At 39.6% G+C, this 25,783-nt stretch carries 27 protein-coding genes; 19 read left to right on the forward strand and 8 right to left on the reverse strand.

What is annotated here, in order from left to right; genetic code table 11:
* Window positions 1–2: 2 nt before the first annotated feature.
* From DPV81_RS06895 to nagA, 5 genes are all read left to right on the forward strand, one after another.
* On the forward strand, window positions 3–941 hold the full coding sequence (locus DPV81_RS06895) for an N-acetylmannosamine kinase (RefSeq protein WP_111387478.1): 939 nt from the start codon (window positions 3–5) through the stop codon (window positions 939–941).
* A complete protein-coding gene (locus DPV81_RS06900) occupies window positions 934–1,800 on the forward strand; it encodes a MurR/RpiR family transcriptional regulator (protein WP_014064022.1) in 867 nt (288 codons plus the stop codon). The genes DPV81_RS06895 and DPV81_RS06900 overlap by 8 nt, the downstream gene beginning before the upstream one ends.
* 9 nt (window positions 1,801–1,809) lie before the next feature.
* Window positions 1,810–2,688 (forward strand): N-acetylneuraminate lyase, encoded by an 879-nt coding sequence (gene nanA / locus DPV81_RS06905; RefSeq protein ID WP_005695560.1) that lies wholly within the window; start codon window positions 1,810–1,812, stop codon window positions 2,686–2,688.
* A gap of 90 nt (window positions 2,689–2,778) precedes the next feature.
* Window positions 2,779–3,582: a glucosamine-6-phosphate deaminase gene (gene nagB / locus DPV81_RS06910; RefSeq protein WP_014064021.1), complete on the forward strand. Its 804-nt coding sequence runs from the start codon at window positions 2,779–2,781 to the stop codon at window positions 3,580–3,582.
* Between the two features lie 36 nt (window positions 3,583–3,618).
* A complete protein-coding gene (nagA, locus tag DPV81_RS06915; RefSeq protein ID WP_111387480.1) occupies window positions 3,619–4,764 on the forward strand; it encodes an N-acetylglucosamine-6-phosphate deacetylase in 1,146 nt (381 codons plus the stop codon).
* 63 nt (window positions 4,765–4,827) lie between these two features.
* Here nagA and recF read toward each other — a convergent pair whose 3' ends face one another.
* The 3 genes from recF to dnaA are packed head-to-tail and all read right to left on the reverse strand — an operon-like array spanning window position 4,828 to window position 8,391.
* Window positions 4,828–5,910: a DNA replication/repair protein RecF gene (gene recF, locus DPV81_RS06920; RefSeq protein WP_111387482.1), complete on the reverse strand. Its 1,083-nt coding sequence runs from the start codon at window positions 5,908–5,910 to the stop codon at window positions 4,828–4,830.
* Between the two features lie 5 nt (window positions 5,911–5,915).
* Window positions 5,916–7,016, reverse strand: a complete 1,101-nt coding sequence (dnaN, locus tag DPV81_RS06925) for a DNA polymerase III subunit beta (RefSeq protein WP_111387484.1) — start codon at window positions 7,014–7,016, stop codon at window positions 5,916–5,918.
* 10 nt (window positions 7,017–7,026) lie between these two features.
* On the reverse strand, window positions 7,027–8,391 hold the full coding sequence (gene dnaA, locus DPV81_RS06930) for a chromosomal replication initiator protein DnaA (RefSeq protein ID WP_111387486.1): 1,365 nt from the start codon (window positions 8,389–8,391) through the stop codon (window positions 7,027–7,029).
* Between the two features lie 318 nt (window positions 8,392–8,709).
* On the opposite strand from dnaA, the gene rpmH reads away from it, so the two are divergent.
* From rpmH to rlmC, 11 genes are all read left to right on the forward strand, one after another.
* On the forward strand, window positions 8,710–8,844 hold the full coding sequence (rpmH, locus tag DPV81_RS06940) for a 50S ribosomal protein L34 (RefSeq protein ID WP_005539760.1): 135 nt from the start codon (window positions 8,710–8,712) through the stop codon (window positions 8,842–8,844).
* A gap of 12 nt (window positions 8,845–8,856) precedes the next feature.
* Window positions 8,857–9,225: a ribonuclease P protein component gene (gene rnpA, locus DPV81_RS06945; RefSeq protein WP_111387488.1), complete on the forward strand. Its 369-nt coding sequence runs from the start codon at window positions 8,857–8,859 to the stop codon at window positions 9,223–9,225.
* Window positions 9,180–9,443: a membrane protein insertion efficiency factor YidD gene (gene yidD, locus DPV81_RS06950; protein ID WP_005695569.1), complete on the forward strand. Its 264-nt coding sequence runs from the start codon at window positions 9,180–9,182 to the stop codon at window positions 9,441–9,443. The genes rnpA and yidD overlap by 46 nt, the downstream gene beginning before the upstream one ends.
* A complete protein-coding gene (gene yidC / locus DPV81_RS06955) occupies window positions 9,443–11,071 on the forward strand; it encodes a membrane protein insertase YidC (protein WP_049369435.1) in 1,629 nt (542 codons plus the stop codon). The genes yidD and yidC overlap by 1 nt, the downstream gene beginning before the upstream one ends.
* A gap of 127 nt (window positions 11,072–11,198) precedes the next feature.
* Window positions 11,199–12,557 (forward strand): tRNA uridine-5-carboxymethylaminomethyl(34) synthesis GTPase MnmE, encoded by a 1,359-nt coding sequence (mnmE, locus tag DPV81_RS06960; protein ID WP_111387490.1) that lies wholly within the window; start codon window positions 11,199–11,201, stop codon window positions 12,555–12,557.
* Window positions 12,558–12,567: 10 nt separating this feature from the next.
* Window positions 12,568–13,125 (forward strand): manganese efflux pump MntP, encoded by a 558-nt coding sequence (locus DPV81_RS06965; protein WP_111387492.1) that lies wholly within the window; start codon window positions 12,568–12,570, stop codon window positions 13,123–13,125.
* A gap of 67 nt (window positions 13,126–13,192) precedes the next feature.
* Window positions 13,193–15,070 (forward strand): peptidylprolyl isomerase, encoded by a 1,878-nt coding sequence (gene ppiD, locus DPV81_RS06970; protein WP_111387494.1) that lies wholly within the window; start codon window positions 13,193–13,195, stop codon window positions 15,068–15,070.
* A gap of 100 nt (window positions 15,071–15,170) precedes the next feature.
* A complete protein-coding gene (hinT, locus tag DPV81_RS06975) occupies window positions 15,171–15,521 on the forward strand; it encodes a purine nucleoside phosphoramidase (protein WP_005695575.1) in 351 nt (116 codons plus the stop codon).
* The gene (locus tag DPV81_RS06980; protein WP_111387496.1) at window positions 15,521–15,868 is read left to right on the forward strand and encodes a putative periplasmic lipoprotein; all 348 of its coding nucleotides are present in this window, start codon (window positions 15,521–15,523) and stop codon (window positions 15,866–15,868) included. The genes hinT and DPV81_RS06980 overlap by 1 nt, the downstream gene beginning before the upstream one ends.
* A 3-nt stretch (window positions 15,869–15,871) precedes the next feature.
* The gene (gene nagZ, locus DPV81_RS06985) at window positions 15,872–16,915 is read left to right on the forward strand and encodes a beta-N-acetylhexosaminidase (RefSeq protein WP_111387498.1); all 1,044 of its coding nucleotides are present in this window, start codon (window positions 15,872–15,874) and stop codon (window positions 16,913–16,915) included.
* Complete coding sequence (gene rlmC / locus DPV81_RS06990) at window positions 16,912–18,084, forward strand: 23S rRNA (uracil(747)-C(5))-methyltransferase RlmC (protein ID WP_111387500.1); 1,173 nt, start codon at window positions 16,912–16,914, stop codon at window positions 18,082–18,084. The genes nagZ and rlmC overlap by 4 nt, the downstream gene beginning before the upstream one ends.
* A gap of 33 nt (window positions 18,085–18,117) precedes the next feature.
* Here rlmC and DPV81_RS06995 read toward each other — a convergent pair whose 3' ends face one another.
* From DPV81_RS06995 to DPV81_RS07015, 5 genes are all read right to left on the reverse strand, one after another.
* Window positions 18,118–18,951 (reverse strand): metal ABC transporter permease, encoded by an 834-nt coding sequence (locus tag DPV81_RS06995; protein WP_165818967.1) that lies wholly within the window; start codon window positions 18,949–18,951, stop codon window positions 18,118–18,120.
* Window positions 18,944–19,795 (reverse strand): metal ABC transporter permease, encoded by an 852-nt coding sequence (locus DPV81_RS07000; RefSeq protein ID WP_111387502.1) that lies wholly within the window; start codon window positions 19,793–19,795, stop codon window positions 18,944–18,946. Before DPV81_RS07000 ends, DPV81_RS06995 begins: the two co-directional genes overlap by 8 nt.
* A gap of 3 nt (window positions 19,796–19,798) precedes the next feature.
* Complete coding sequence (locus DPV81_RS07005; RefSeq protein ID WP_070582499.1) at window positions 19,799–20,695, reverse strand: manganese/iron ABC transporter ATP-binding protein; 897 nt, start codon at window positions 20,693–20,695, stop codon at window positions 19,799–19,801.
* Entirely contained in the window at window positions 20,695–21,576 is an 882-nt protein-coding gene (locus DPV81_RS07010; RefSeq protein ID WP_111387504.1) for a metal ABC transporter substrate-binding protein, read from the reverse strand. Before DPV81_RS07010 ends, DPV81_RS07005 begins: the two co-directional genes overlap by 1 nt.
* A gap of 154 nt (window positions 21,577–21,730) precedes the next feature.
* Window positions 21,731–22,606 carry a D-alanyl-D-alanine carboxypeptidase family protein gene (locus DPV81_RS07015; protein WP_049364986.1) on the reverse strand — a complete coding sequence of 292 codons (876 nt, stop codon included), beginning with the start codon at window positions 22,604–22,606 and terminating at the stop codon, window positions 21,731–21,733.
* A 302-nt stretch (window positions 22,607–22,908) separates the two neighbouring features.
* On the opposite strand from DPV81_RS07015, the gene rlmN reads away from it, so the two are divergent.
* The 3 genes from rlmN (at window position 22,909) to DPV81_RS07030 (ending at window position 25,772) form a co-directional block, all read left to right on the forward strand.
* The gene (gene rlmN / locus DPV81_RS07020) at window positions 22,909–24,057 is read left to right on the forward strand and encodes a dual-specificity RNA methyltransferase RlmN (RefSeq protein WP_049363743.1); all 1,149 of its coding nucleotides are present in this window, start codon (window positions 22,909–22,911) and stop codon (window positions 24,055–24,057) included.
* 69 nt (window positions 24,058–24,126) lie between these two features.
* Window positions 24,127–24,669, forward strand: coding sequence for a type IV pilus biogenesis/stability protein PilW (pilW, locus tag DPV81_RS07025; protein WP_111387506.1), 543 nt, complete (start codon window positions 24,127–24,129; stop codon window positions 24,667–24,669).
* A 74-nt stretch (window positions 24,670–24,743) separates the two neighbouring features.
* Entirely contained in the window at window positions 24,744–25,772 is a 1,029-nt protein-coding gene (locus tag DPV81_RS07030; protein WP_111387507.1) for a RodZ domain-containing protein, read from the forward strand.
* The last annotated feature ends 11 nt before the right edge of the window (window positions 25,773–25,783 follow it).

Here is a 25,783-nt window from a genome sequence, read left to right on the forward strand (position 1 = left end):
AGATGTCATTAACAGTGGATAGTGGTCAAGCATTACAGCGTTGTTTGGCATTAGATATTGGTGGCACGAAAATTGCTTCTGCTATTGTGAAAAATGGCGAAATTGAGCAACGAAAACAGATTTCCACGCCACAAGATGATGCCGCGCAAGCCATGCATCAAACTCTTGCTCAGTTGCTAAAAGAATATGAAGGACAGTTTGATTATGTTGCCGTTGCTTCAACGGGCATTATTAATCAAGGCATTCTGACTGCACTTAACCCAAAAAACTTGGGTGGATTAGCCCAATTTCCGCTAAAAGACAGCATTGCGCAGCATACTGATAAACCTATTGGGTTGCTTAATGACGTGCAAGCTGCAGCCTATGCAGAGTATCAACTACAAAATCCTGATGATGTGCAAAACTTTACCTTTATTACGGTTTCCACAGGCGTAGGTGGCGGTTTAATTTTAAATCATCGTTTGCTCACTGAGCCAAACGGCATTGCAGGGCATATAGGTCATACTTTGGCCGATCCTAATGGCCCCGTTTGCGGCTGTGGTCGCCGTGGTTGTGTCGAAGCCATTGCATCAGGTCGAGCTATTGAAGCAGTTTCTTCTCAATGGGATGATCCTTGTGATCCGAAAGAAGTTTTTGCACGTTTTCGTCAAAATGATGAAAAAGCAACTGCACTTGTCACACGTTCAGCTCAAACCATCGCGAATTTAATTGCAGATTTGAAGATTGGGTTAGATATGCAGAAAGTCGTAGTTGGCGGTAGTGTCGGATTAGCAGAAGGTTATTTACCGTTGGTTCAATCTTTATTAAGTGAACTTCCTGCTGTTTATCATTGTGAATTAGAAAGTGCTAAATTCGGGCAAGATGCTGGCTTGATTGGTGCAGCTTACTGGGTAAAAGATTGCTTATTACAAGCAAAAAATACGGGAGTGGTTTATGGCTAAAAATGGCAATATTTTAAATACCATCAGCTCGTTATATCGCAGTTTAACGAAAACTGAAAAGAAAATTGCGGATGCGATTTTATTGAATCCTGATCTTGCGGTGCAATGTCCTCTAGCTGAAATTGCGGCTCATTTAGAAGTTGGGGAAGCGACCTTTGTGCGTTTTTGTCGTACTCTCGGCTTTAAAGGATTTAGTGATTTTAAATTGGAATTATCCATCGAGCTTGCGACGAAAGATGGCAAAGATAACACCGTATTAGATTCAGATATTACCGATTCTGATAACTCCTTGAATATTGCACATAAGCTGAAATCTGCCATCAATAACGTGATGGATGAAACCATTAATTTATTAGATTTTGAGCAGTTGGAAGAGGCAGTAAAAGCCATTCAGCAAGCAAATCGTGTCTTTTTATTTGGTGTGGGCACATCGGGTATTACTGCGGAAGATGCCAAAAATAAACTAATGCGTATCGGTGTGCAAGTGGATGCGACAGGTAACAACCATTTTATGTATATGCAGGCATCTTTATTGACGAAAAAAGATGTGGCAATTGGTTTGAGCCATTCCGGTTATTCTCAAGAAACCACTCATACCATGAAAATCGCCAAAGAAAATGGCGCCAAAACCATTGCGATTACACACAGCTTGCGTTCTCCAATCACTGAATATGCCGATCTGGTTTTAGTGAATGGCAATAAGCAAGGCAAGTTACAAGGCGACTCTATCGGCACGAAGATTGCTCAATTATTTGTATTAGATTTAATTTACGCTTTATTGGTACAGGCATCACAGGAAAGTGCGGTCAAAATAAAGCAAAAAACATTAAATGTCATTTTAGAACAACGTATTAAATAGGAGAGAAAAATGCGTAACTTAAAAGGTATTTTTAGTGCGTTATTAGTATCATTCAATGAAGATGGCTCTATCAATGAAAAAGGCTTGCGCGAGATTATTCGCTATAACATTGATAAGATGAAAATTGATGGTTTATATGTAGGCGGCTCAACAGGTGAAAACTTCATGCTTTCTACGGAAGAGAAAAAACAAATTTTCCGTATCGCGAAAGATGAAGCAAAAGACCAAGTAGCGTTAATCGCACAAGTGGGTAGCGTGAATTTACATGAAGCAGTGGAATTAGGTAAATATGCAACGGAATTAGGCTATGACAGTCTTTCTGCGGTAACTCCGTTCTACTACAAATTCAGCTTCCCTGAAATTAAACATTACTACGACACCATTATTGCGGAAACAGGCAATAACATGATCGTGTACTCAATTCCGTTCTTAACAGGTGTGAACATGGGTATTGAGCAATTCGGCGAACTTTATAAAAACCCGAAAGTGCTTGGTGTGAAATTTACCGCTGGGGACTTCTATTTATTAGAACGTTTGAAAAAAGCTTATCCAAATCACCTCATTTGGGCTGGTTTTGATGAAATGATGGTACCTGCAGTCTCTTTAGGCGTGGATGGTGCGATCGGTAGTACATTCAACGTTAATGGTGTACGCGCAAGACAAATCTTTGAATTAACCAAACAAGGTAAATTGGCTGATGCCCTTCAAGTTCAACACGTGACCAATGACCTTATCGAAGGCATTTTAGCGAATGGCTTATATCTCACTATCAAAGAGTTATTGAAACTAGATGGCGTGGATGCAGGTTATTGCCGTGAGCCAATGACAGCGAAGGCGACGCCAGAGCAATTAGCGAAAGCGAAAGAGTTAAAAGCAAAATATTTATAAATTAATGGAAAAGTGACCGCACTTACTTCTTTCCTCTCTCTATAGCGGGGAGGAAAGAATGTCTGTGTGGTACCGATAAGGAAGGTTATTATGCGTCTCATTCCTCTGAACAATGAACAACAAGTCAGCCGTTGGGCGGCGCGTCATATTGCTGATCGAATTAATCATTTTAAACCTACCGCAGAACGTCCTTTTGTATTAGGTTTACCAACAGGTGGTACGCCACTTAAGACCTATCAAGAATTGATTAAGTTAAATCAAGCGGGAGAAGTGAGTTTTAAACATGTGGTGACCTTTAATATGGATGAATATGTGGGTTTACCAAAAGAACATCCAGAAAGTTATCACAGCTTTATGCATAATAATTTCTTCAATCATATTGATATTCAACCGCAAAATATCAATATTTTGAATGGTAATACCAATGACCATGATGAAGAATGTCGTCGTTATGAAGAAAAAATTAAATCTTACGGCAAGATTCATTTATTTATGGGGGGTGTAGGTGTTGATGGCCATATTGCCTTTAATGAACCTGCGTCTTCTTTAAGTTCGCGTACCCGTATTAAAACTTTAACGCCAGATACTATTATCGCGAATTCTCGTTTCTTTAATAATGACGTAAATCAAGTACCAAAATATGCCTTAACAATCGGTGTAGGGACATTACTTGATGCAGAAGAAGTGATGATTTTAGCAACGGGTCATAATAAAGCCTTAGCCGTACAAGCAGCCGTAGAGGGCAGTATTAATCACCTTTGGACAGTGAGTGCTTTACAGCTTCATCGTCATTTCGTTTTGGTATGTGATGAGCCAGCATTGCAAGAATTGAAAGTCAAAACAGTGAAATATTTTACTGAATTGGAAGGTCGTGCGATTCATAGTGTATTATAAGTGCGGTTAATTTTAATTTGATTTTAGGAAGGTATGATGAAGTATGCATTAATTAACAGCGTAATCTACACGAAAAATGAAGTGTTAAGAGATTATGCAGTGGTTATTGAAGGGGAATATATTCAATCCGTTATTCCACAAAGCGAATTAGAAAGCGGGATTAAAACCATTGATTTAAAAGGTCATAATCTCACTGCAGGTTTTATTGATTTGCAATTAAATGGCTGTGGCGGCGTGATGTTTAACGATCAAACAAGCGTGGAAACATTAGAAATTATGCAAGCCACTAATTTGAAATCAGGCTGTACCAGTTTCTTACCAACGTTTATTACTGCACCAGATGAAGATATTAAACGCGCAGTAAATATTATGCGTGAGTATTTGAATAAGTATAAAAATCAAGCGCTTGGCTTACACATTGAAGGCCCTTATTTAAGTCTTGAGAAAAAAGGCGTACACCGCCCAGAATATATCCGTGAAGCGACGCCAGAGATGAAAGATTTCTTATGTGATAACGCGGATGTTATCACCAAACTGACCATTGCCGCTGAAAACCCAACGGTGCAATATATTCCTGACTTTGTAAAAGCGGGGATTATCGTATCTATAGGTCATTCTAATGCGACTTATGAAGTAGCAAAAGCCGCCTTTCATAAAGGGGCAACCTTTGCGACACACTTGCATAATGCGATGTCACCGATCAGTTCAGGACGTGCGATGGGCGTAGTTGGCGCAGTGTTAGATTCCGATGTTTACACGGGGATTATTGTAGATGGCGTGCATGTGAATTTTGGTAACGTTCGCTTAGATAAAAAAGCGAAAGGTGACAAACTTTGCATTGTAACCGATTCTCTTGCTGCTGCAGGTGCACCACCTGAATTGGAAACTTTCACTTTTGTAGGAAAACCAATTTATGTAAAAGAAGGTCGTTGCTACGATGCAAATGGTACGATTGCGGGTGCATCAATTACCATGATGGAATCTATTAAGAATGCTGTAGAGTATGTAGAAATTCCATTAGCGGAAGCAATTCGCATGAGTAACCTTTACCCAGCAAGAGCGATTGGCGTAGATGACCGTTTAGGCTCAGTTGAAGCTGGAAAAGTAGCAAACTTGGCGGTATTCACAAAAGATTATGATGTGATAGGTACCGTATTGAATGGTGAATGGAAACCAAACTAAAGTGCGGTCAAAAATAGCATTGTTTTAAACGTAATCCGATCCTTAAACCGATCGGATTATTTTTTATGGTTGCAATTCGGTGATCTTACCGGTATCCACTTGGAATAATTTTCCTTTTCCCACTTGCATCTCTTTGAGCTGGCCTTGAGTGATGGCAGTAACAAAGACTTGAGATCCACTTTGTTGCAAGCGTTCAGCTAGAAGCGCACGTTTATGTTGATCCAGCTCAGAGGCAAAGTCATCAATTAGAAAGATACAATGACGCTGTTTTTGAATCATTAAATGCTCCCCCTGGGCTAAACGTAGCGCACACATCAATAATTTTAATTGACCACGAGAGAGTACGTCTTCCACGGGGAGTCCATTGGCTTTAAAACGGAAATCGGCTTTTTGTGGACCAGAAACCGTATAGCCAATGGCTTTATCTCGCTCAAAGTTTTGCGCCAATAATTCACCATATTCTGTCTCTTTCTCCCAGCCTTGATGAAAGCTAACAGTAATCTCTAATTCAGGTAAAAATAACTGGCAGGTTTTTTCAATTTCTGGGCGTAAGGCCTCTGCGTATTCAGCGCGCCAATCACTCACTTGGTGGGCTAATTTAGCTAATTCAATGTCCCATATTTTTATTGCAGAATAAAGCTGATTTTGACTGAGTGCGGCATTTCGTTGTTTTAATAAACGGTTTAAGGCAACCCAAGAGGAATGGAAACTATTATGGTGGTGGAATAAGCCCCAATCTAAAAATGCACGTCGAAAACTTGGCCCACCGTTTAATAGGGTAAGTCCTTCAGGCGTAATTAATTGCATGGGTAAAAGGTGAGCGAGATCGGCAATTTTATTGCCGTCTTCACCGTTTATTTTTGCAATAGTATTACCTTGACGAAGTTTTTGTAAGCCGACAGACCATTGATGCTGACTTTCTTGAATTTGGCCAAAAAGCGTGAAATGAGGTTCGTCGTAAGAAATGATGCGATTTGCGACCGCACTTTTAAAAGAGCGCCCATGCCCGAGATAAAAAATTGCTTCTAATAAGCTCGTTTTTCCGCTGCCGTTATTGCCGACTAAAAAGTTAAAGCCGTGATCAAATTCAAGATCCACGGCATTTAAATTTCTAAATTTTTCAACAATTAAGCGGGAAATGGCCATTATTTCTAGAGGCGCATTGGCATAATGACGTATTCTGCGCTTGCATCTTCGCTGTTTTCAATTAAGCAGCTTGATGATGCATCAGTGAGGCGAATACGTACTTGTTGGCATTTTAAGGCGTTTAATACATCTAAAATGTAAGTCACATTAAAGCCCACTTCCATTTCTTCACCTTGATAATTCACATCCACGATTTCTTCTGCCACTTCGTGTTCAGGGTTAGATGCGGTAATTTTAAGTTGGTTTTCACTTAAGTTTAAACGCACACTACGTACACGTTCATTTGAAAGGATAGAAGCGCGTACAAAAGCTTGTTTTAAGGTTTCCCAGTTTCCTTCTACGATACGAGTTGCATTACGTGGTAATACACGACGGTAATCAGGGAAACGACCATCAATGAGTTTTGAGGTAAACACAATGTGGTTTAAGTGAATGCGAAGGTTATTCGTGCCGATTTGCAAACGAGCAAGTTCATCACTGCTTTCTAATAAGCGATTCAGTTCTAATACACCTTTACGTGGCAGAATAACTGAATGGGTTTGCAGATCTTGCTCTAATTCGATTGTACAAACGGCAAGACGGTGACCGTCAGTTGCAACAGTGCGTAATAAATTACCTTCCGTTTCAAATTTCATGCCGTTTAAGAAATAGCGGGCATCCTGATTTGCCATTGAAAATTGAGTGGCTTCAATTAAACGACGCAAGGTGCTTTGCGGTAAGGCAAAATCCACTTCAGATTGCCAATCCGTCAGATTTGGATATTCTTCAGCTGGTAGCGTAGTGAGATTAAATTTACTGCGACCCGATTCTACAATGGCGCGATCTTCTTCAAAGGTAACGGTAATTTCAAATTCATCGGATAATGTACGGCAAATATCCAAGAATTTTTTAGCCGGAATGGTGAAAGCACCATCTGCCGTTGACGACGAAAGTTGAGTATAGCTAGAAAGCTCAACTTCAAGGTCTGTACCCGTAATCGTTAAACGGTTATCTTCAATTTGTAATAACACGTTATTTAATACAGGAATATTCGGACGATTGCTCAATACGCCACAAACTTGCTGTAAGGGTTTTAATAGATTTTCTCTTGAAATGCTAAATTGCATCATTGGCTCCTTATGCAGATAATGTGCGAATTAAATTCGCCCAATCTTCTTGAATACTGCTGTCTTTTTCACGGAATTTTGGCACTTCACGGCAGGCATTTAAGACTGTCGTATGGTCGCGTTCAAAGGCACGACCAATTTCCGGTAAGCTTTTATTGGTTAATTCTTTTGCTAACGCCATCGCAACTTGGCGTGGGCGAGTGACTGACCTTGCTCTGCTTTTTGATTTTAGATCAGCCACTTTAATTCGATAGTATTCTGCCACGACTTTCTGAATATTTTCAATGGTTACCAAACGTTCTTGTAAGGCAAGAATATCTTTTAATGTGTCACGCACAAAATCAATATCAATGTGACCACCTTTGAAGTCTTTCATCGCTTTCACACGGTTTAAGGCACCTTCTAATTCACGAACATTGGTGCGTAAGCGTTGGGCAATAAAGAATGCCACTTCTTCTGGCAGCTCCATATTATGTTCTTCTGCTTTTTTCAGCAAAATCGCAACACGAGTTTCTAAATCAGGTGGCTCAATCGCAGTGGTTAAACCCCAGCCGAAACGAGATTTTAGGCGTTCTTCAATTTTCTCAATTTCTTTTGGATAGCGGTCAGAGGTCAAAATAATTTGACGACCAGTTTCAAATAAACTATTGAAAATATGGAAAAACTCTTCTTGTGTTTTTTCTTTTTCGGCGAAGAATTGAATATCATCCACTAATAATGCATCAAGAGAACGATAGAATTTTTTGAATTGATCCATTTTATTATCACGCATCGCTTTTACCATGTGCTGCATAAAATTATTAGCATGGATATAAAGCACTCTGGCATTCGGTTTATTCGCTAAAATGCCATTACCGATTGCGTGTAATAAGTGAGTTTTACCTAAACCTGTCCCCCCATATAAAAAGAATGGGTTTGCGGTTGGTTCACCAGGTGCAAGGGCAAGTTTTTGCCCCACTGCACGAGCAAGCTGGTTTGATTTACCTTCAACAAAGTTTTCAAATAAATGTTTACGATTTAGATGTGATTCAAATTTAGTGGATGAATCAGATTCTTGGTGAAAACTCACCGCACTTTCTTGATGATTATTCGTTTGAATTGGGGCTTCAACTGCTTTTGGAGCTGGTTTTACCCCTTCTTTTACGATAATTTGTAAATTTGGATTTTTAGCAAGGGCTTGGCAAATTTGATGAATTTGGGCCAAGTAATGATTTTCTACCCAGCTTTTCACAAACATATTTGACGCATATAACACCACTTGATCTTGCGAGATGACATCCGCTTGTAATGGGCGTAACCACGTGCTGAGATCCATCGGGGAAACCTGATCTTGTAGTTGTGATAAGCAATCTTGCCATAGGGTAGAAAGGCTCACGATAAATTATCCTTATGTTATATGCGTATAAAATAAAAGCCGCAAAAGTGCGGTAAAAAATCGAAGAGAATTTTACAATAATTTAGGCAAAAGATCTTCTGTTGGTCGTCAAAAAAAGACAAAAAGGTTGCTTGAGATTTTGTCCAAAATCCGTATAATCCCCACGATTTTAGAAGAAACGGAAGATTATTTCGGAATTTTCTCTTTTCTTATTTGACGAAAGCCCAATTTATGATTAAAATTGCGGTCTATTTTTTATAACCCTTGTTGTGTTTTGAATATCAAAACAGTAAACCATTTTGATTTAGGTAGATTACAATGAAACGTACATTTCAACCTTCTGTATTAAAACGTAGCCGTACTCACGGTTTCCGTGCTCGTATGGCAACTAAAAACGGCCGTCAAGTTTTAGCTCGTCGTCGTGCTAAAGGTCGTAAGAGTTTATCTGCATAATCACCGTTTTTAGTGATTAAGCTAAACTTCTCTCGGGAGTTACGATTGTTAACTCCCATTCAATTCAAAAATGTCTTCGAACAACCGTTTCGAGCAAGCACCCCTGAAATTACCATTCTCGCACGCAAAAATAATCTTGAGCATCCACGCTTAGGTTTAACTGTGGCTAAAAAACATCTTAAACGAGCGCACGATCGTAATCGTATTAAACGTTTAGTTCGTGAAAGTTTTCGTTTATCCCAACATAATTTGCCCTCTTGTGACTTTGTCTTTGTGGCGAAACGTGGCATTGGTCAGCTTGATAATAAAACGTTTTTACAAACTTTGGATAAATTATGGGCACGTCACATTCGTTTGGCACAAAAATCCTCATCGCTTTAATTAAGTTTTATCAAGTAGCGATTAGCCCTTTAATCGGGCCACGTTGTCGTTTTGTGCCAACCTGTTCTTGTTATGGTATTGAGGCGTTAAAAACACATGGATTGTTAAAAGGTAGTTGGCTTACGCTAAAACGTGTATTAAAATGTCACCCCTTAAGCGCCGGTGGATTCGATCCTGTTCCGCCGAAAAAGATTAATAATAACGATGAGAAAAAATAATGGACTCAAGACGTAGCCTATTAGTGCTTGCACTACTCTTTATTTCTTTCCTTGTTTATCAGCAATGGCAACTTGATAAAAATCCACCTGTTCAACAACAGACCACGGAACAAACAACAGCCGCCTCTTCTGATGTCCCGGCAAGTTCTTCTTCATCTGCTGAAGTAGTGGCAGATTCACAAACAAAAGGTCAAATTATCACATTAGAAAATGATGTACTCCGTTTGAAAGTGGATACATTAGGTGGTGATGTAATCAGTTCTGAACTATTAAAATATGATGCGGAATTAGGTTCAAAAGAACCTTTCGTCTTGTTAAAAGATACAAACGAGCATGTTTACATTGCACAAAGCGGTTTAATTGGTAAAGACGGGATCGATACAAAAGCAGGTCGCGCGCAATATCAAGTTACGGGTGATAATTTCAAATTAGCAGAAGGTCAAAATGAACTTTCTGTGCCATTAACATTTGAAAAAGATGGTGTGACTTATCATAAAATCTTTGTGTTAAAACGCGATAGCTACGATGTAGGGGTTAACTTTGAAATTGTGAACCAAAGTGGTAGCACAATTGAAGTTGAACCTTACGGCCAATTAAAACACACATTAGTTGAAAGCAGCGGTAACGTGGCAATGCCTACTTATACCGGTGGTGCGTATTCTTCTTCAGAAACCAATTACAAAAAATACAGCTTCAGCGATATGAAAGACAAAAATCTTTCTATCGATACCAAAGCAGGTTGGGTTGCTATTTTACAACACTATTTCGTATCAGCTTGGATCCCAAATCAAGATGTAAATAACCAACTTTATAGTATTACAGACAGCAAAAATAACGTTGCGTCTATTGGTTATCGTGGTCCAGTCGTTTCTATTCCAGCAGGTGCAACAGAGACTATTACCAGCTCATTATGGACAGGTCCGAAATTACAAAACAAAATGGCTGAAGTGGCTAACCACTTAGACTTAACTGTTGATTATGGTTGGGCATGGTTTATCGCGAAACCATTATTCTGGTTATTAACGTTCATTCAAAGTATTGTATCTAACTGGGGTGTGGCAATTATTTGTGTCACCTTAGTGGTTAAAGCGATTTTATATCCGCTTACAAAAGCACAATACACTTCTATGGCGAAAATGCGTATGTTGCAACCAAAAATGCAAGAAATGCGTGAACGTTTTGGTGATGATCGCCAACGTATGAGCCAAGAAATGATGAAACTTTACAAAGAAGAAAAAGTAAATCCACTTGGCGGTTGCTTACCATTAATCCTCCAAATGCCAATTTTCATTGCATTATACTGGACGTTTATGGAAGCGGTTGAGCTTCGCCATGCGCCATTCTTTGGTTGGATTCAAGATTTATCGGCACAAGACCCTTACTACATTCTCCCAATCTTAATGGGCGGATCAATGTTCTTGTTACAAAAAATGTCACCGACACCAGTTGCCGATCCAATGCAACAAAAAGTGATGAACTTTATGCCGTTGATCTTCATGTTCTTCTTCCTCTGGTTCCCGGCAGGTCTAGTACTTTACTGGTTAGTGTCTAACTTAATCACTATAGTACAACAACAAATGATCTACCGTGGTTTAGAGAAAAAAGGGTTACATACCCGTAAAAAATAACAGATAGAAGGCATCGAAAGATGCCTTTTTTCTATCATTGATTGATATATAATCACATGGGCGTATTAATGCGCCCTCTCATTTTTTTATCGCAGATAAAAGTGCGGTCAATTTTTAGTGAGTTTTTATGAAAGAAACAATCGTCGCACAAGCGACAGCGCCTGGTCGTGGCGGTATTGGTATTTTGCGTGTATCAGGCCCAAAAGCGGTTGAGGTTGCACAAGCGGTACTAGGTAAATGTCCTAAACCACGAATGGCAGACTATTTACCTTTTAAAGATGCTGATGACACAGTTTTAGATCAAGGTATTGCGCTTTATTTTAAATCACCTAATTCCTTTACTGGTGAAGATGTATTGGAATTACAAGGCCATGGTGGACAAGTGGTATTAGATTTGTTGCTAAAACGAATCTTACAACTTGATGGCGTTCGTCTTGCACGTCCAGGTGAATTTTCTGAACAGGCTTTTTTAAACGATAAATTAGATTTAGCTCAAGCGGAAGCCATTGCTGATTTGATTGATGCGACTTCGGAGCAAGCTGCTCGTTCAGCATTAAAATCGCTACAAGGTGAATTTTCTAATAAAGTGAATCAGTTGGTGGATTCCGTGATTTATCTGCGTACTTATGTGGAAGCATCAATTGATTTCCCTGATGAAGAAATTGACTTTTTGGCAGATGGTAAAATCGAAGCAAAATTACGAGAAATTATCACTCAGCTTGATTTAGTCCGTAGCGAAGCAAAACAAGGCTCGATTTTACGTGAAGGAATGAAAGTGGTGATTGCCGGTCGTCCAAATGCAGGTAAATCAAGTTTACTGAATGCTTTAGCGGGCAGAGAAGCGGCTATTGTGACAGATATTGCAGGAACAACGCGCGATGTGTTGCGTGAGCATATTCATATTGATGGCATGCCTTTACATATTATTGATACCGCAGGGCTTCGTGAAGCGACAGATGAAGTTGAACGTATCGGGATTTCGCGTGCCTGGACGGAGATTGAGCAAGCCGATCGTATTATCTTAATGTTAGACAGTAGCGATCCTGATAGCCAAAATATCGAAAAAGTGCGGTCAGAATTTTTATCAAAATTGCCAAATAATATGCCGGTGACTATCGTTCGTAATAAAGTAGATTTAAGCGGCGAGGCAGTTGGGCTAAAAGAAGAAAATGGAACAACGACCGTTTGTTTATCAGCCCAAACACACCAAGGCGTAGATTTGTTGCGTGAGCATTTAAAACAGGCGATGGGTTTCCAAACAGGGATGGAAGGAGGTTTCTTAGCGCGCCGTCGTCATCTTGATGCCTTAGAAAAAGCAGCTGAACATTTACAAATTGGATTAGTCCAATTAACCGAGTTTCATGCAGGTGAATTATTGGCGGAAGAACTTCGTTTAGTTCAAGCTAATCTGAGTGAAATTACGGGACAATTTACCTCGGATGATTTGCTCGGTAATATTTTTAGTTCTTTCTGTATTGGAAAATAAACGTTAGTTTATGACTTTTCATATGTTGTGGGTCATTGCGCTTGGTCTCTCGATGGATGCCTTTGCCGTATCCATCTCTAAAGGCTTAGCAATGCGCGCTTTTCGATGGAAACAAGCATTGGCTATTGCATGCTGCTTTGGATTATTCCAAGGCATCATGCCTGCGATAGGCTATGTTGTCGGACTGCAATTTAGTCAGATGATTCAAAATTGGGACCACTGGATTGCCTTTGTTTTGCTTGCGTTCATCGGTGTGAATATGATTCGAGAAGGACTTAGCTCGGATTATGAACCCGCTCTCTCATTGATTAGTTTAAAACACTTGCTAACACCTGGCGTGGCAACGAGTATTGATGCATTAGCCGTCGGTGTTTCTTTTGCTTTTCTTTCCGTGGACATTTTATTGGCTGTCTTCATCATAGGTTTTACAACCTTTGCCATCTCTTTTATTGGAGTAAAGAGCGGTCATTTTTTAGGGAAAAAATTCAAAAGCAAAGCTGAGATTTTTGGCGGTTTAGTGTTATTAGTCATGGCTGTGAAAATCCTACACGAACATGGTGTTTTTTAAGTGCGAATTTTCGCCTTTTAGATTATAATCTTACGAACTTTGTCTTTTTTAAAAGGGTAATAATTGAATGTTAATTGAAAAAATGCATGGCATCGCCCATAGCTTTATCGGAAAAGCGATCTTTGCTTTAATTCCAGTTTCATTTTTGATTGGTGGGATGTCAGGTTATCTGTATAGCAGCAACGATAGTTTTGCGGCAAAAGTAAATGGCGAGACTATCTCTCAACAAGATTTCTTAAATCGTTATAACCAAGAGTTTGAAGCGCGAGCTCAACAAGAAGGCGAGAGCTTCCTAGCGAAAACTGACTCTGTGGAATTTGTGACTGCACTTCGTCAAAATTTAATTCAACGTTTGGTGGATCAAGAATTAATCCGTCAATATGCGAAAGAATTAAAATTAGGTGTAAGTGATGAGATGATCAAACGTGCGATTGTAAGCGATCCTAACTTACAATCTAACGGTAAATTTGATAACGCGCGCTATCAACAATTATTGACTCAAAATGGGTTAACATCTGATACTTATGCGGCTATTTTACGTAATGCATTAACACTTGAACAAATGCAAAACGGTTTGGCAGATAGTGAATTTGTTGTGCCGGCTCAAGTAAAAGATAACGCACAAGTCTTTTTCCAAAAACGTATCGCTCGTCTTGCAACTCTTCCATTAGCCGATGAAATTGCAAAACAAAAAGTGACGGACGAAGAAATTAAAGCGTATTACGATGCGAATGCGAAATCACTTGTTCAACCTGAACAAGCGAAAGTGCAATATATTAGCGTTTCAGCAGATGCATTAGGTAAATTACAACCTGTAACTGAAACACAAATTGCACAATATTATCAAGAAAATAAAGCACAATTCATTAGCCAAAAATTAGCTCATATTCAATTATCAACTGAGAAAGAAGCGGATGCCGTTTATCAAGAACTGCAAAAAGGTGCTGATTTTGCTGAGTTAGCAAAAACAAAATCCCTAGATAAACTTTCTGGTGCTCAAGGCGGTGAATTAGGTTGGGTAAAAGACAACGAATTACCGAAAAACTTTGAAGATGCAGCATTATTGTTAAATGTTGGTCAATACAGTACACCGGTTAATGTGGATGGGGCTTACCATATTATTTTAGTGCAAGATCGTAAAGAACGTACTTTAGAAGAAGTGAAAGAACAAATCGCAGAGACTGTACGTAAAAACTTAGCAGAAAGCCGCTTCCAAGCAGTAGAAAAAGCGGTTCGTGAAAAAGCAGCAGAAAGCAGTGATTCTTTAGCTGCGGTAGCAGAAGCAGCAGGCGTGAAAGTGGAAGAAACAGATTATTTCGGTAAAAATAATGTCCCTGCGGCGTTAAATTTCCCAAATGTGACTTCTGCCATTTTTGAATCAGATATTGCAAACGGCGGCGCAAATTCTGAGCCATTAACTGTGGGTGAAAATGAATTTGTTGTGGTGCGTGTCGTGGATCATAAAGCTGAAGGTTTACAAAGCCTTGATGAAGCGAAATCAACGATTGAGCAGTTCTTAAAACGTGAAAAAGCCGATAAAGTATTAGCTGAAAAAGCAGAACAAGCAGTTAAAGAACTATCTGCGAATCCTGCTAAAGTTCCAGCAGGTATTAGTTTTAGTGAACCACAAACCTTTACATTAATGGATAATAAAGATCCAATGCTTTATGAAGGTATATTTGCTATTGCTAAACCACAAGATGGTAAAGTAGCTTATCAAGTTGCTCGCAACAGCAAAGGTGACGTAGTTGTGGTTGCTCTTGAACGTGTAGAAGAACCTACTTTAACTGAGCAAGAATTAGCGAAATTTAGCACTCAACTTCTTCTTGCACGTCAAGGTGAATTGCAAGGACAGTTAATGCAAGCATTACGTGAAAAAGCACAAATTGAGATTAATAACACCTTTATTAATCAAGATGATTCAGAAGAAGGTGCCTCTCACTAAGTTGATTGAAATATCATTCATCATCAATTTCTGATGGAAAATAAAAGCAAAGTGCGGTAAATTTTGACCGCACTTTTTTATATAAAATAAGGAGAAGACTATGGCTCAAGAAACCATTTTTAGTAAAATTATTCGCAAAGAAATTCCTGCCAATATTGTTTATCAAGATGAATTAGTGACTGCATTCCGTGATATTTCACCACAAGCGAAAACCCATATTTTGATTATCCCAAATAAAGTGATTCCAACGGTTAATGATGTGACGGAACAAGATGAAGTTACCTTAGGTCGCTTATTTACGGTCGCAGCTAAAATTGCTAAAGAAGAAGGCATTGCCGAAGACGGTTACCGTTTAATTGTGAATTGTAATAAACATGGTGGACAAGAAGTATTCCATATTCATATGCATCTTGTTGGTGGTGAACCTTTAGGTAGAATGTTGGCGAAATAATGAAAAAGATCCTCATTACAGCAACGGTATTATTTTTGACGGCTTGTTCATCCGCACCAAATATTGTGGGAACCAATAAGCCAATTTTAAATATGACGGCAAATTTAGCGCCGGCTTTAGATGTCGATTTGTCGGATAATACCGCGGCTTTAAAAAATAAAACTACGCAACAGCTCAATGTGCTTTACCATCTTTATTGGTATAACACACAAGGTGTAACGCAAGTTTGGCCGAATCAGCAAGAAAGCCAATCAGGCAATATTTTATTGCAACCGCAAGAAAAGAAAGTGTTTGAACTACCAAAACCAAGCACAGAAAGCACCAATTATCGTCTTTATTTACAATAGTTTATGTCCACATTATTGATTGACCTTGAAGGTCATGAGCTCAAACAAGAAGAAGTTGAATTACTGGAACATCCTTTAGTTGCCGGTTTGATTTTATTTACCCGCAATTTTTATGATCGTCAGCAAGTTCAAGCTCTAATTAAATCCATTCGTCAACGAGTGAAAAAGCCTTTATTGATCACGGTCGATCAGGAAGGTGGTCGCGTTCAACGTTTCCGTGAAGGTTTCACTCAGTTACCCGCAATGCAAGCTTTTGCGGCATTAGTTAAGGATTCAACTCTGCAAAACCAAATAGCGAAAGAAGCGGGTTGGCAAATGGCAGCTGAAATGGTGGCGCTAGATATCGATTTGAGTTTTGCTCCCGTGTTGGATTTGGGGCATGAATGTCGTGCGATTAGCGATCGTAGTTTCGGCTGTGATGTAGAAAGTGCGATCAATTTGGCGGCTGCTTTTATTGATGGTATGCACCAAGCAGGCATGGCAACAACGGGAAAACATTTTCCAGGACATGGTCATGTTTTAGCCGACTCTCATCTTGAAACACCTTATGATGAGCGTGCAAAAGAAGTGATTTTTAATCATGATATTTTGCCATTCCAGCAATTAATTCAACAGAGTAAGCTTGATGCAATTATGCCGGCTCACGTGATTTATACACAATGTGATAGCCAGCCAGCAAGTGGTTCGACTTATTGGTTAAAAGAAATTTTGCGTGAACAGTTAGGCTTTCAAGGGGCGATTTTCTCTGATGATTTAGGCATGAAGGGCGCAGGTTTTATGGGTGATTTTGTGGCTCGCAGTGAAAAAGCCTTGAAGGCTGGTTGTGACTTATTATTGCTTTGTAATGAACGTGAAGGTGTTATTCAAGTGCTTGATAATCTGAAGTTAGAGGAAACAACAGAGCATTTCGCAGCACGCCAAGCTCGCTTGAAATCGCTCTTTAAACAAAAATCCTTTGATTGGTCAGAACTCACAAAAACTTCGCGTTGGATTGAAAATTATCAAAAACTGACCGCACTTCAACAAGAGTGGCTTGCTTCTAAATGATTAATTGCCATCATTATCAAAAAGGCAATTGCCGTTCTTGTCAATGGCTTGAAATGCCTTATGAACAGCAACTCGCCAAGAAAGAAGAGCATCTAAAACAACAACTTGCCAAATTAGATTGTGATAATTTAATTTGGCATCCGCCTTTTTATTCCTCCGAGTCGGCCTTTCGTAATAAAGCGAAAATGGGTGTAAGTGGCGCGGTGGAACGCCCCATTCTAGGTATTTTACAAGACCCGAATGATCCACAAAGTGCGGTGGATTTATGTGATTGCCCGCTTTATCCACAACGCTTTGCTGAACTCTTTCCGATTCTAAAAGATTTTATTGGGCGCGCTGGTTTAGTCCCTTATAACGTGGCTAAGCAAAAAGGTGAGCTCAAATATATTCTGCTTACAGAAAGCCAACATACAAAAAAATTGATGTTGCGTTTTGTATTACGTTCAGAAACTAAACTATCGTTAATTCAACGTGAATTTGCAGGGTTATTGGAAAAATTACCACAACTTGAAGTGGTGAGCGTGAATATCCAACCTAAACATGCGGCGATCTTAGAAGGTGAGAAAGAAATCTTTTTAACGGACCAGCACACCTTATCAGAGAGCTTTAACGGTATTCCGCTATTTATTCGCCCTCAAGGTTTCTTCCAAACGAATCCACTGGTAGCACAAGGGCTATATGCAGCAGCGCAAGATTGGGTGCAAGATTTGCCGATTACTAAACTTTGGGATCTCTTTTGTGGTGTTGGAGGTTTTGGACTTCATTGCGCTAAAGCTTTACAGGATAAACATCAGCAAGAAGTGGAATTGACCGGGATTGAAATTTCGCCATCTGCTATTCAAGCGGCGACTCAATCCGCTCAGGTCTTAGGGCTAAACAACGTTAAATTCCAATCTTTGGATGCGGCTAATTTTGCTTTAACACAAGATGAAAACAAACCCGATTTGGTGATCGTCAATCCGCCTCGTCGAGGTATCGGAAAGGAACTCGCTGAGTTTCTCAATGAAATGCAACCGCACTTTATTCTTTATTCCAGCTGTAACGCGATTTCCATGGGAAAAGATTTGCAACACTTAACCAATTATAAGCTTACTCAAATTCAATTATTTGATATGTTCCCGCATACAGCGCATTATGAAGTACTGATATTATTAAAACGCAATGGTTAACAAAAAAGCTAACAGAAATGTTAGCTTTTTTATTTAGAAATTTAACCGCACTTTTATTTTGCTATAAATTAATGCTATTAAGAAGAACGCTGCTTGTAGCAAAATAATGCATGCACCAGTGGATGCATCAAAATGATAGCTAAGTAGCACGCCTAATAGACTTGCAGTTACAGCGCTGATGATTGCGATAACGAGCATTTTATCGAAGCGATTGGTCAGTGTTAGCGCGGTGATGCCAGGCGCAATTAGCATCGCTACAACCAAAATAACCCCAACGACTTGCATCGTACTCACAATAGTGAGCGCGAGTAATGTGAGCAAGCCATAATGTAATAATTTAGGCGAGAGACCCGCAACACGAGCATGGCTAGGATCAAAGCAATAAAGCAGAAAATCACGACGCTTTAATCCAAGTAAAATAAAAATGATCAAGGCGATGATAGCCGTTTGAATCAGCTCTTGTTGGCTTACACCCAATACGTTTCCGAATAATATATGTGTAAGATGTTGTGAGGTTTGGATTTTAGTGAACAGAACCAAACCAATGGCAAACATGCCAGAAAATACAATCCCCATTGCGGTATCTTCTTTGATACGGCTGTTTTCTTTTAAATAACCCACCCCTAAGGCGCAGGCAATACCAGAGACAAATGCACCAATCACTAATGGAATACCCGCTAGAAAAGCCAAGACAATGCCAGGTAGGACAGCATGAGAAATGGCATCCCCCATCAATGACCATCCTTTCAACACCAAATAGCAAGAGAGTAGCGCACAGATCACGGCAACCACTAATGCGGTGAGTAGCGCATTTTGCATGAAGGCAAATTGAAATGGCTCAACGAAAATAGTGAATATTTCACTCATGGGCCACCGCCTTACGTCGTTTTTGACTCATCAATCCGTATTTAGGCGAGAATAGAAAAGCCAGTAAGAATAAAAAAGTTTGTAATGTTACGATGACACCACCTGTTGCGCCATCCAGATAATAGCTTAAATAGACACCGACGAAACCAGTGATTGCGCCTAATGCTACGGCAATTTTGATAAGAGTTTTGAACTTGTCAGTAAGTAAATAGGCAGTTGCACCTGGTGTGATTACCATCGCAATCACCAAAATCGCCCCGACAGTTTGTAATGCGGCAACGACACAAGCACTCAAGAGTGTAAAAAAGAGGACTTTGTAAAAAAGTGGCGAAAGACCTACTGTAATTGCTTGCGTTTCATCAAAGAAAATCAGTAACAAATCCTTCCAAAAAATAAGCAATAAGACCAAGCAAATCAACATAATGATGGCTACTTGATAAATATCTTCATCGGCAATCCCGAGGATATTACCGAGAATAATATTTTGCACGTTTATTGAGGTTGGATTTAGAGAAATAATCAGCAATCCCAGGGCAAAAAAGGTACTGAAAATAAAGCCGATAACGGCATCTTCTTTGAGTTTTGAGATAGATTTGATCCATAAAATGGAAAGTGCGGCCAAAATTCCGGCAAAAAAAGCACCTAAAGCATAGGGGAGTGAAAAGGCATAAGCTATCGCCACACCCGGAACCACGGAATGAGAGAGCGCGTCGCCAATTAATGACCAACCTTTCAACATTAAATAGGCAGAAAGAAAGGCACAAATGCCACCGACTGCGGTACTTATCCACATGGCTTTTTGCATATATTCATAGGAGAAAGGTTCCAGTAAATATTCAAGCATAGCTTATTCCTTGTCAGACGGAGGCAGACGACAAGATTTTACAGCCGTTGCTGGCGGATCATTTTTGGTTTCGCCATAGAAGACAACAGGACGTTCATCATCCGTAAGCACGGTGACTGCACGTTTATCTTCATCATTATGCAGATCTTCACCCAATAATTTGATGTGTCGTAATACACCACCAAAGACTTTTTCCAAATTATGCTGATTAAATGTATCTTCTGTTTTACCCGCTGCAATCACAGTACGGTTAATCATCACCACTTGGTCACAGAAGTCTGGTACAGAACCCAAGTTGTGGGTAGAAACTAAAATTAAATGGCCTTCAGCACGTAATTGGCGAAGGAGTTCCACAATAGCATTTTCAGTTTTAACATCCACTCCTGTAAAAGGCTCATCGAGTAAGATAATCTTACTTTGTTGTGCTAATGCTCGAGCCAAAAATACGCGTTTTTTCTGTCCACCAGAAAGCTCGCCGATTTGTCGTTCAGCTAAATGCTCGATGTTTACTCGTTGCATCGCTTCGAGCACTTTTTGTTTATCTTCCGCTTTTGGAATACGCAAAAAGTTCATATAGCCATAACGCCCCATCATGACAACATCATAAACGGAGACTGGAAATTGCCAATCGACTTCTTCCGCTTGCGGCACATAGGCGACCAAATTTTGTTTCAATGCTCGATTAATTGGCAAACCACAAAGCGCAATATTGCCTTGCTGTGGTTTAATTAAGCCCATGATGCTTTTGAATAGCGTTGATTTTCCGCTCCCATTTACGCCGACAAGAGCACAGATGGTTCCCCCTTGTAATGCAAAGGTCACATCATAAATTGCAGTGTGCCCGTTGTTGTAACGAACGGTTACATCATTAACGGAAATAGAAGCGGAAAGTTCAGTCATTATTTTTCAAATCCTTTGACTATGGTGGATACAGTGACATTCAGTAAGTCAATATAAGTTGGTACAGGACCGTCAGCGGCAGAAAGAGAATCGACATAAAGTACGCCACCGTACTTAGCACCGCTTTCTTTTGCTACCTGCTGAGCAGGTTTAGCTGATACAGTACTTTCACTAAATACCACTGGAATGTGATTTTTTTTCACTAAATCGATAAGTTTACGCACTTGTTGAGGCGTGCCTTGTTGTTCAGCGTTAATTGGCCATAAATAGCCTTCTTTGAGATCGTAATCTTTCGCTAAATAACTAAAAGCGCCTTCACTGGTGACTAACCAACGTTGGTCGGCAGGAATTTGTGCGAGTTTTTCACGTAAAGGTTTATCGAGTTGTTTGATTTTTTCCGCATACGCCGCTGCATTTTTTTGATAAGTATCAGCATTTTGCGGATCGTATTTAACTAATGCATTTTTAATATTTTCGACATAAATCAACGCATTAGATGGCGACATCCAAGCGTGTGGGTTAGGTGCATCTTTATAAGGGCCTTCATAAATAGACAGTGGCGTGATGCCTTCGGTTACCACAACGGCTGGTTTGTCTTTGATATTTTGGAAGAAACGCTCAAACCAACGCTCTAAATTTAATCCGTTCCATAAAATTAAATCAGCAGATTGAGCTTTTACAATATCTTTAGGGGTCGGTTCATACTCGTGAATTTCTGCACCAGGTTTGGTGATAGATTCCACCGTCGCGGCATCGCCCGCAACATTTTGTGCGATATCCTGAATCACAGTAAATGTGGTCACCACTTTAAATTTCGCTTCGGCTTGTAAAGCGGCTAAACCTAGAGCGATAACAGATAGGCTTTTAAATAAATGCTTCATGAGATCTCCTTAAAAATAATGATCGATTAGCATTCTGCAGAATAATATCATTTTTTATAAAGTTTTCAAATGAAAATAATTATCAAATCGATAGGTGATTAAAATTAAAAAGCGGAAAATTTTGTGCAAAATTGACCGCTCTTTTTTGAAATAATTAACCACCAACTTGCTGTATTAGACGATCCATGCCGCTTTCATCATAGGCTTCTTCGTATTGGGCTTCATCAGCGGTAAAGTTTTGCATGCTACGTCCAGCAGTACAACCATATTGTTCTAATTTTCCTTTCGTAAAGTTACTACGAAATGCGGATGAATGGTTATTTAAACTGATCACACCGATGGTAGAGTGATTACATGGATTCTTATTCACGAAGACTAGATTATAGCCAGATTCGCGAATATAGCCGGTTTTATTAATTGCCGCATCGAAGACTTCTTCACGCACTAATTTATTGGTATTTTTGACGAAAACACTGCGTCCACCTGCTTGAATGAAGGCGCTTGGCATATTAGAAAGATTTTTAATTTGAGCTTTGTTGAGCGAGTATTTGGCTAGCTTAACCAAATCCATTGCACTTGAAATGTTGCTGTCAGATAAACCTGAGCTGTCTGAAAAGCGAGTAGAGCGCATGCCTAATTCTCGTGCTTTTTCATTCATTTTTTGGATAAATTGCAAACGACTCATACCTGCAGAACGAGAAAGTGCATGAGCAGCATAGTTATCAGAATGAACAAGCATTGCTTTTAACAATTCATTACAAGAAATTGGCGTATATTTAGGTAATTTTGTATGAGTGCCTTTAATGTAATCGAAATCATCGTCAGTAATCGATGCAGTACAGTTTGCGTTTCGATTATTTTCAAGGAACACATTCGCCGTCATTAATTTGGTGACCGAGGCGATAGGTTGAACATGATTGGGAGAGCTACTTTCTAATACTCTATCATGGGTGAAGTCATACACAATGTAAGATTGTGCCGTTGCGACGGCGGGCACTAAACACAATACAGAAAGAACTTTTTTTAACATATCTTCAATATAGCTAACTCAGAGAATAAAACGAAGTGCATATTCTATCAGTTTTTGTGGGGCTTTGGGATGAGTGAAAGAGAAAAAATTTGAAGTTTTTTTAACCGCACTTTTCCCTTTCATTTTTTTGATTTTTGCGATGCTGATCGCACAGAAGTGCGGTCAAAATTTTCGTTGTTTTTCAAATCTGCTAGCTTATCCGTCGGTAAATCTGTAAAATCTCGGCTCATTTTTAATATGCGAATTTTTTGTTGCTCAATTCTGAGTAACATCATCGCCGTAATGTGTAATAACGAGGCTTTATGTTAGAACAACCCCTTTCATCCGAAACGAATACAAAAAAGATTAACTTAATGGATTTAACGCGTCAGCAGATGCGTGAGTTTTTTGCTGAATTAGGCGAGAAACCATTTCGTGCAGATCAATTAGTAAAATGGATTTATCATTTTGGCGAAGATAACTTCGACAATATGACCAATATTAATAAAAAATTACGAGAAAAATTAAAAGCGGTCGCGGAAATTAAAGCGCCAGAAGTCGCAGTTGAGCAACGCTCTGCGGATGGCACCATTAAATGGGCGATGCAGGTAGGTGAACAACAAGTTGAAACGGTCTATATTCCTGAGGCGGATCGCGCAACACTTTGTGTTTCTTCTCAAGTAGGCTGTGCCTTAGCTTGTACCTTTTGTTCGACAGCACAGCAAGGCTTTAACCGTAATTTAACGGTGTCTGAAATTATTGGGCAGGTTTGGCGTGCATCAAAAATTATCGGTAATTTTGGTGTGACGGGTGTTCGTCCGATTACCAATGTGGTGATGATGGGCATGGGTGAACCTTTGTTAAATGTGGCCAATGTTGTACCCGCGATGGAAATTATGCTCGATGATTTCGCGTATGGATTGTCTAAACGACGCGTGACGTTATCTACTTCAGGTGTCGTGCCTGCGCTCGATATGTTACGTGATAAGATTGATGTAGCATTGGCCATTTCACTTCACGCACCTAATGATGAATTGCGTGATGAAATTATGCCGATCAATAAAAAATATAACATCAAAATGTTGATGGATTCGGTACATAGATACTTAGAAGTATCAAATGCTAACCATGGCAAAGTGACTATTGAATATGTGTTGTTAGATCACGTGAATGATGGTACAGAACATGCGCATCAATTAGCTCAAGTGTTAAAAAATACCCCGTGTAAAATTAACTTGATCCCATGGAACCCGTTCCCAGAAGCGCCTTATGGTAAAAGCTCAAATAGCCGTGTCGATCGTTTCCAAAAAACCTTAATGGAATACGGTTTTACGGTGATTGTGCGCAAAACTCGTGGTGATGATATTGATGCCGCTTGTGGTCAGTTGGCGGGGGATGTGATCGACCGAACCAAACGTACAGCAATGAAACGTAAGTTTGGCGAAGGTATTGACGTAAAAGCTGTTAACTAAGCTAAATATAGCAATACTTGTAAAGGGAAAATGGCCTGGAGAAGAGTGATAAGATAGAGGAGTGATAAGATGAAATTAATCTCAATTAACATTCTAAGTGCGGTCATTTTTCCTTTTGTTTTTTCTGCTTGCGTCTCTCAGTCTTCAGTTGACTTTAATAAACAACAAGCAGCAAAAGCCCGAGTTGAATTGGCATTAGGCTATCTGCAACAAGAGGATTTTGTTCAAGCAAAACTGAATTTAGATAAAGCCTTTGAACATGATGACCACTATTATCTTGTGCACTCGGCACTTGCGCATTTTTATCAATTACAAGGCGATACGGAAAAAGCGAAGCAAGCTTATTTACAGGCGATTAAGTTAGACGATAAGCAAGGTGATGTGTATAACAACTTCGGTGCTTTTTTATGTGGGCAAGGTGAGTTTGAACAAGCTTATTCACAATTTAATGCGGCACTCGCTGCACCGAATTATTATCATCAAGCTGATACTTACGAAAATATGGCACTTTGTGCTTTTGCCGGAAAACAAACCGATGTTTATCAACAAGCGTTGGATAAATTACGCCAAGTTGATCCTTCTAGAGCGGAAAAGCTCCGTTCACTCAAATAATCATTGCCAAAAGCCCCTTTCGACTTTAGAATTTAGCATTTAGTTTTTTATTGCTATTTCTTTATTTTATACCTATGAATACAATCCTTGAACAAACCGAAAAAACAGACATCTCCTTTGGGGATAAACTTCGTCAAACTCGCGAAGCATTAAATCTTTCTCTGGAAGATGCTGCAAAGGCGATATCTTTGCGCCCAAGTATTTTGGAGCAATTAGAAAATAATGAATTTGTCCAAAAAAATGTGCCATCAACTTTTATGAAAGGGTATGTGCGTAGTTATACAAAATTTTTACGCATTCCTGAGAGTGAATGGGCGCATTTGACCTTTGGTGAAGCATATAAAAACGATTTAGGTAAGAATGCACGCGCGACGCGTTCAGTAAACCAATACTCATCTCATAGTCGCTGGGTCGGCACACTTACAACCATTATTTTACTCGCGGCTGTTGGGATGACTGGCTTATGGTGGTGGCAGAATTATCAAAAATCAAACGAAGAACGTGATAATTTAGTGCAAACCTACGTTGAAAAAGAAAAAACAGCAGAGGCACCGGCTACTCATTCGAATGAAATTCCAGTAACAGTAAATAGTCAGCCTGCGGTGTCAAGCAATGAAACTACGTCTGTAGCGGAAAAAATAAATAATGCTACTGAACCCGCTGTTTCAACGACTCAAGAAAATCAAGTTCAACCAGTAAGTGCAGAAGCTTCAACTGTCGCAACTTCAGCACCTACCGTTGAACAAGCTCAAGCACCTGTTGTGGAACAAACATTACCTAATACAGAACCAACAACAGAGCCAACCGTACCAGATGCGCAAAGTGCGGTTGAAAATCCAGCCATTTCTGAAGCGCCAACCACAGCGAAAGGCGATCTCGTTATTGAGATCACAAAGAATTCAAGTTGGATTAGTGTGAAAGACCAAAACCGTAAAGTATTAGCGCAAAAAGAATATAAACAAGGCGAAGTCTTAACCTTTAATGGTAATGACTATGCATTGATTATTGGTGCGCCGGGTAACGTTCGCATTACTTATAAAGGCGAAGCGTATCCTCTTACCGTTGATGGCCGTGTGGCTAAATTTAAATTACCAAAACCTTAACGAATAATTTA

It is taken from the genome of Haemophilus parainfluenzae (genome assembly GCF_003252795.1).
Lineage (GTDB): Bacteria > Pseudomonadota > Gammaproteobacteria > Enterobacterales > Pasteurellaceae > Haemophilus_D > Haemophilus_D parainfluenzae_K.

Coding starts and splice junctions, on each gene's coding strand:
- nagB (WP_014064021.1), top strand. CDS start 2,779: ATGCGTCTCATTCCTCTGAACAATGAACAACAAGTCAGCCGTTGGGCG.
- recF (WP_111387482.1), bottom strand. CDS start 5,910: ATGGCCATTTCCCGCTTAATTGTTGAAAAATTTAGAAATTTAAATGCC.
- ppiD (WP_111387494.1), top strand. CDS start 13,193: ATGTTAATTGAAAAAATGCATGGCATCGCCCATAGCTTTATCGGAAAA.
- DPV81_RS07000 (WP_111387502.1), bottom strand. CDS start 19,795: ATGCTTGAATATTTACTGGAACCTTTCTCCTATGAATATATGCAAAAA.
- mnmE (WP_111387490.1), top strand. CDS start 11,199: ATGAAAGAAACAATCGTCGCACAAGCGACAGCGCCTGGTCGTGGCGGT.
- rlmN (WP_049363743.1), top strand. CDS start 22,909: ATGTTAGAACAACCCCTTTCATCCGAAACGAATACAAAAAAGATTAAC.
- DPV81_RS07030 (WP_111387507.1), top strand. CDS start 24,744: ATGAATACAATCCTTGAACAAACCGAAAAAACAGACATCTCCTTTGGG.
- DPV81_RS06895 (WP_111387478.1), top strand. CDS start 3: ATGTCATTAACAGTGGATAGTGGTCAAGCATTACAGCGTTGTTTGGCA.
- DPV81_RS07015 (WP_049364986.1), bottom strand. CDS start 22,606: ATGTTAAAAAAAGTTCTTTCTGTATTGTGTTTAGTGCCCGCCGTCGCA.
- pilW (WP_111387506.1), top strand. CDS start 24,127: ATGAAATTAATCTCAATTAACATTCTAAGTGCGGTCATTTTTCCTTTT.
- DPV81_RS06980 (WP_111387496.1), top strand. CDS start 15,521: ATGAAAAAGATCCTCATTACAGCAACGGTATTATTTTTGACGGCTTGT.
- rpmH (WP_005539760.1), top strand. CDS start 8,710: ATGAAACGTACATTTCAACCTTCTGTATTAAAACGTAGCCGTACTCAC.
- dnaN (WP_111387484.1), bottom strand. CDS start 7,016: ATGCAATTTAGCATTTCAAGAGAAAATCTATTAAAACCCTTACAGCAA.
- nagA (WP_111387480.1), top strand. CDS start 3,619: ATGAAGTATGCATTAATTAACAGCGTAATCTACACGAAAAATGAAGTG.
- DPV81_RS07005 (WP_070582499.1), bottom strand. CDS start 20,695: ATGACTGAACTTTCCGCTTCTATTTCCGTTAATGATGTAACCGTTCGT.
- nanA (WP_005695560.1), top strand. CDS start 1,810: ATGCGTAACTTAAAAGGTATTTTTAGTGCGTTATTAGTATCATTCAAT.
- DPV81_RS06900 (WP_014064022.1), top strand. CDS start 934: ATGGCTAAAAATGGCAATATTTTAAATACCATCAGCTCGTTATATCGC.
- rlmC (WP_111387500.1), top strand. CDS start 16,912: ATGATTAATTGCCATCATTATCAAAAAGGCAATTGCCGTTCTTGTCAA.
- DPV81_RS06995 (WP_165818967.1), bottom strand. CDS start 18,951: ATGAGTGAAATATTCACTATTTTCGTTGAGCCATTTCAATTTGCCTTC.
- yidD (WP_005695569.1), top strand. CDS start 9,180: ATGGGCACGTCACATTCGTTTGGCACAAAAATCCTCATCGCTTTAATT.
- DPV81_RS07010 (WP_111387504.1), bottom strand. CDS start 21,576: ATGAAGCATTTATTTAAAAGCCTATCTGTTATCGCTCTAGGTTTAGCC.
- hinT (WP_005695575.1), top strand. CDS start 15,171: ATGGCTCAAGAAACCATTTTTAGTAAAATTATTCGCAAAGAAATTCCT.
- yidC (WP_049369435.1), top strand. CDS start 9,443: ATGGACTCAAGACGTAGCCTATTAGTGCTTGCACTACTCTTTATTTCT.
- DPV81_RS06965 (WP_111387492.1), top strand. CDS start 12,568: ATGACTTTTCATATGTTGTGGGTCATTGCGCTTGGTCTCTCGATGGAT.
- nagZ (WP_111387498.1), top strand. CDS start 15,872: ATGTCCACATTATTGATTGACCTTGAAGGTCATGAGCTCAAACAAGAA.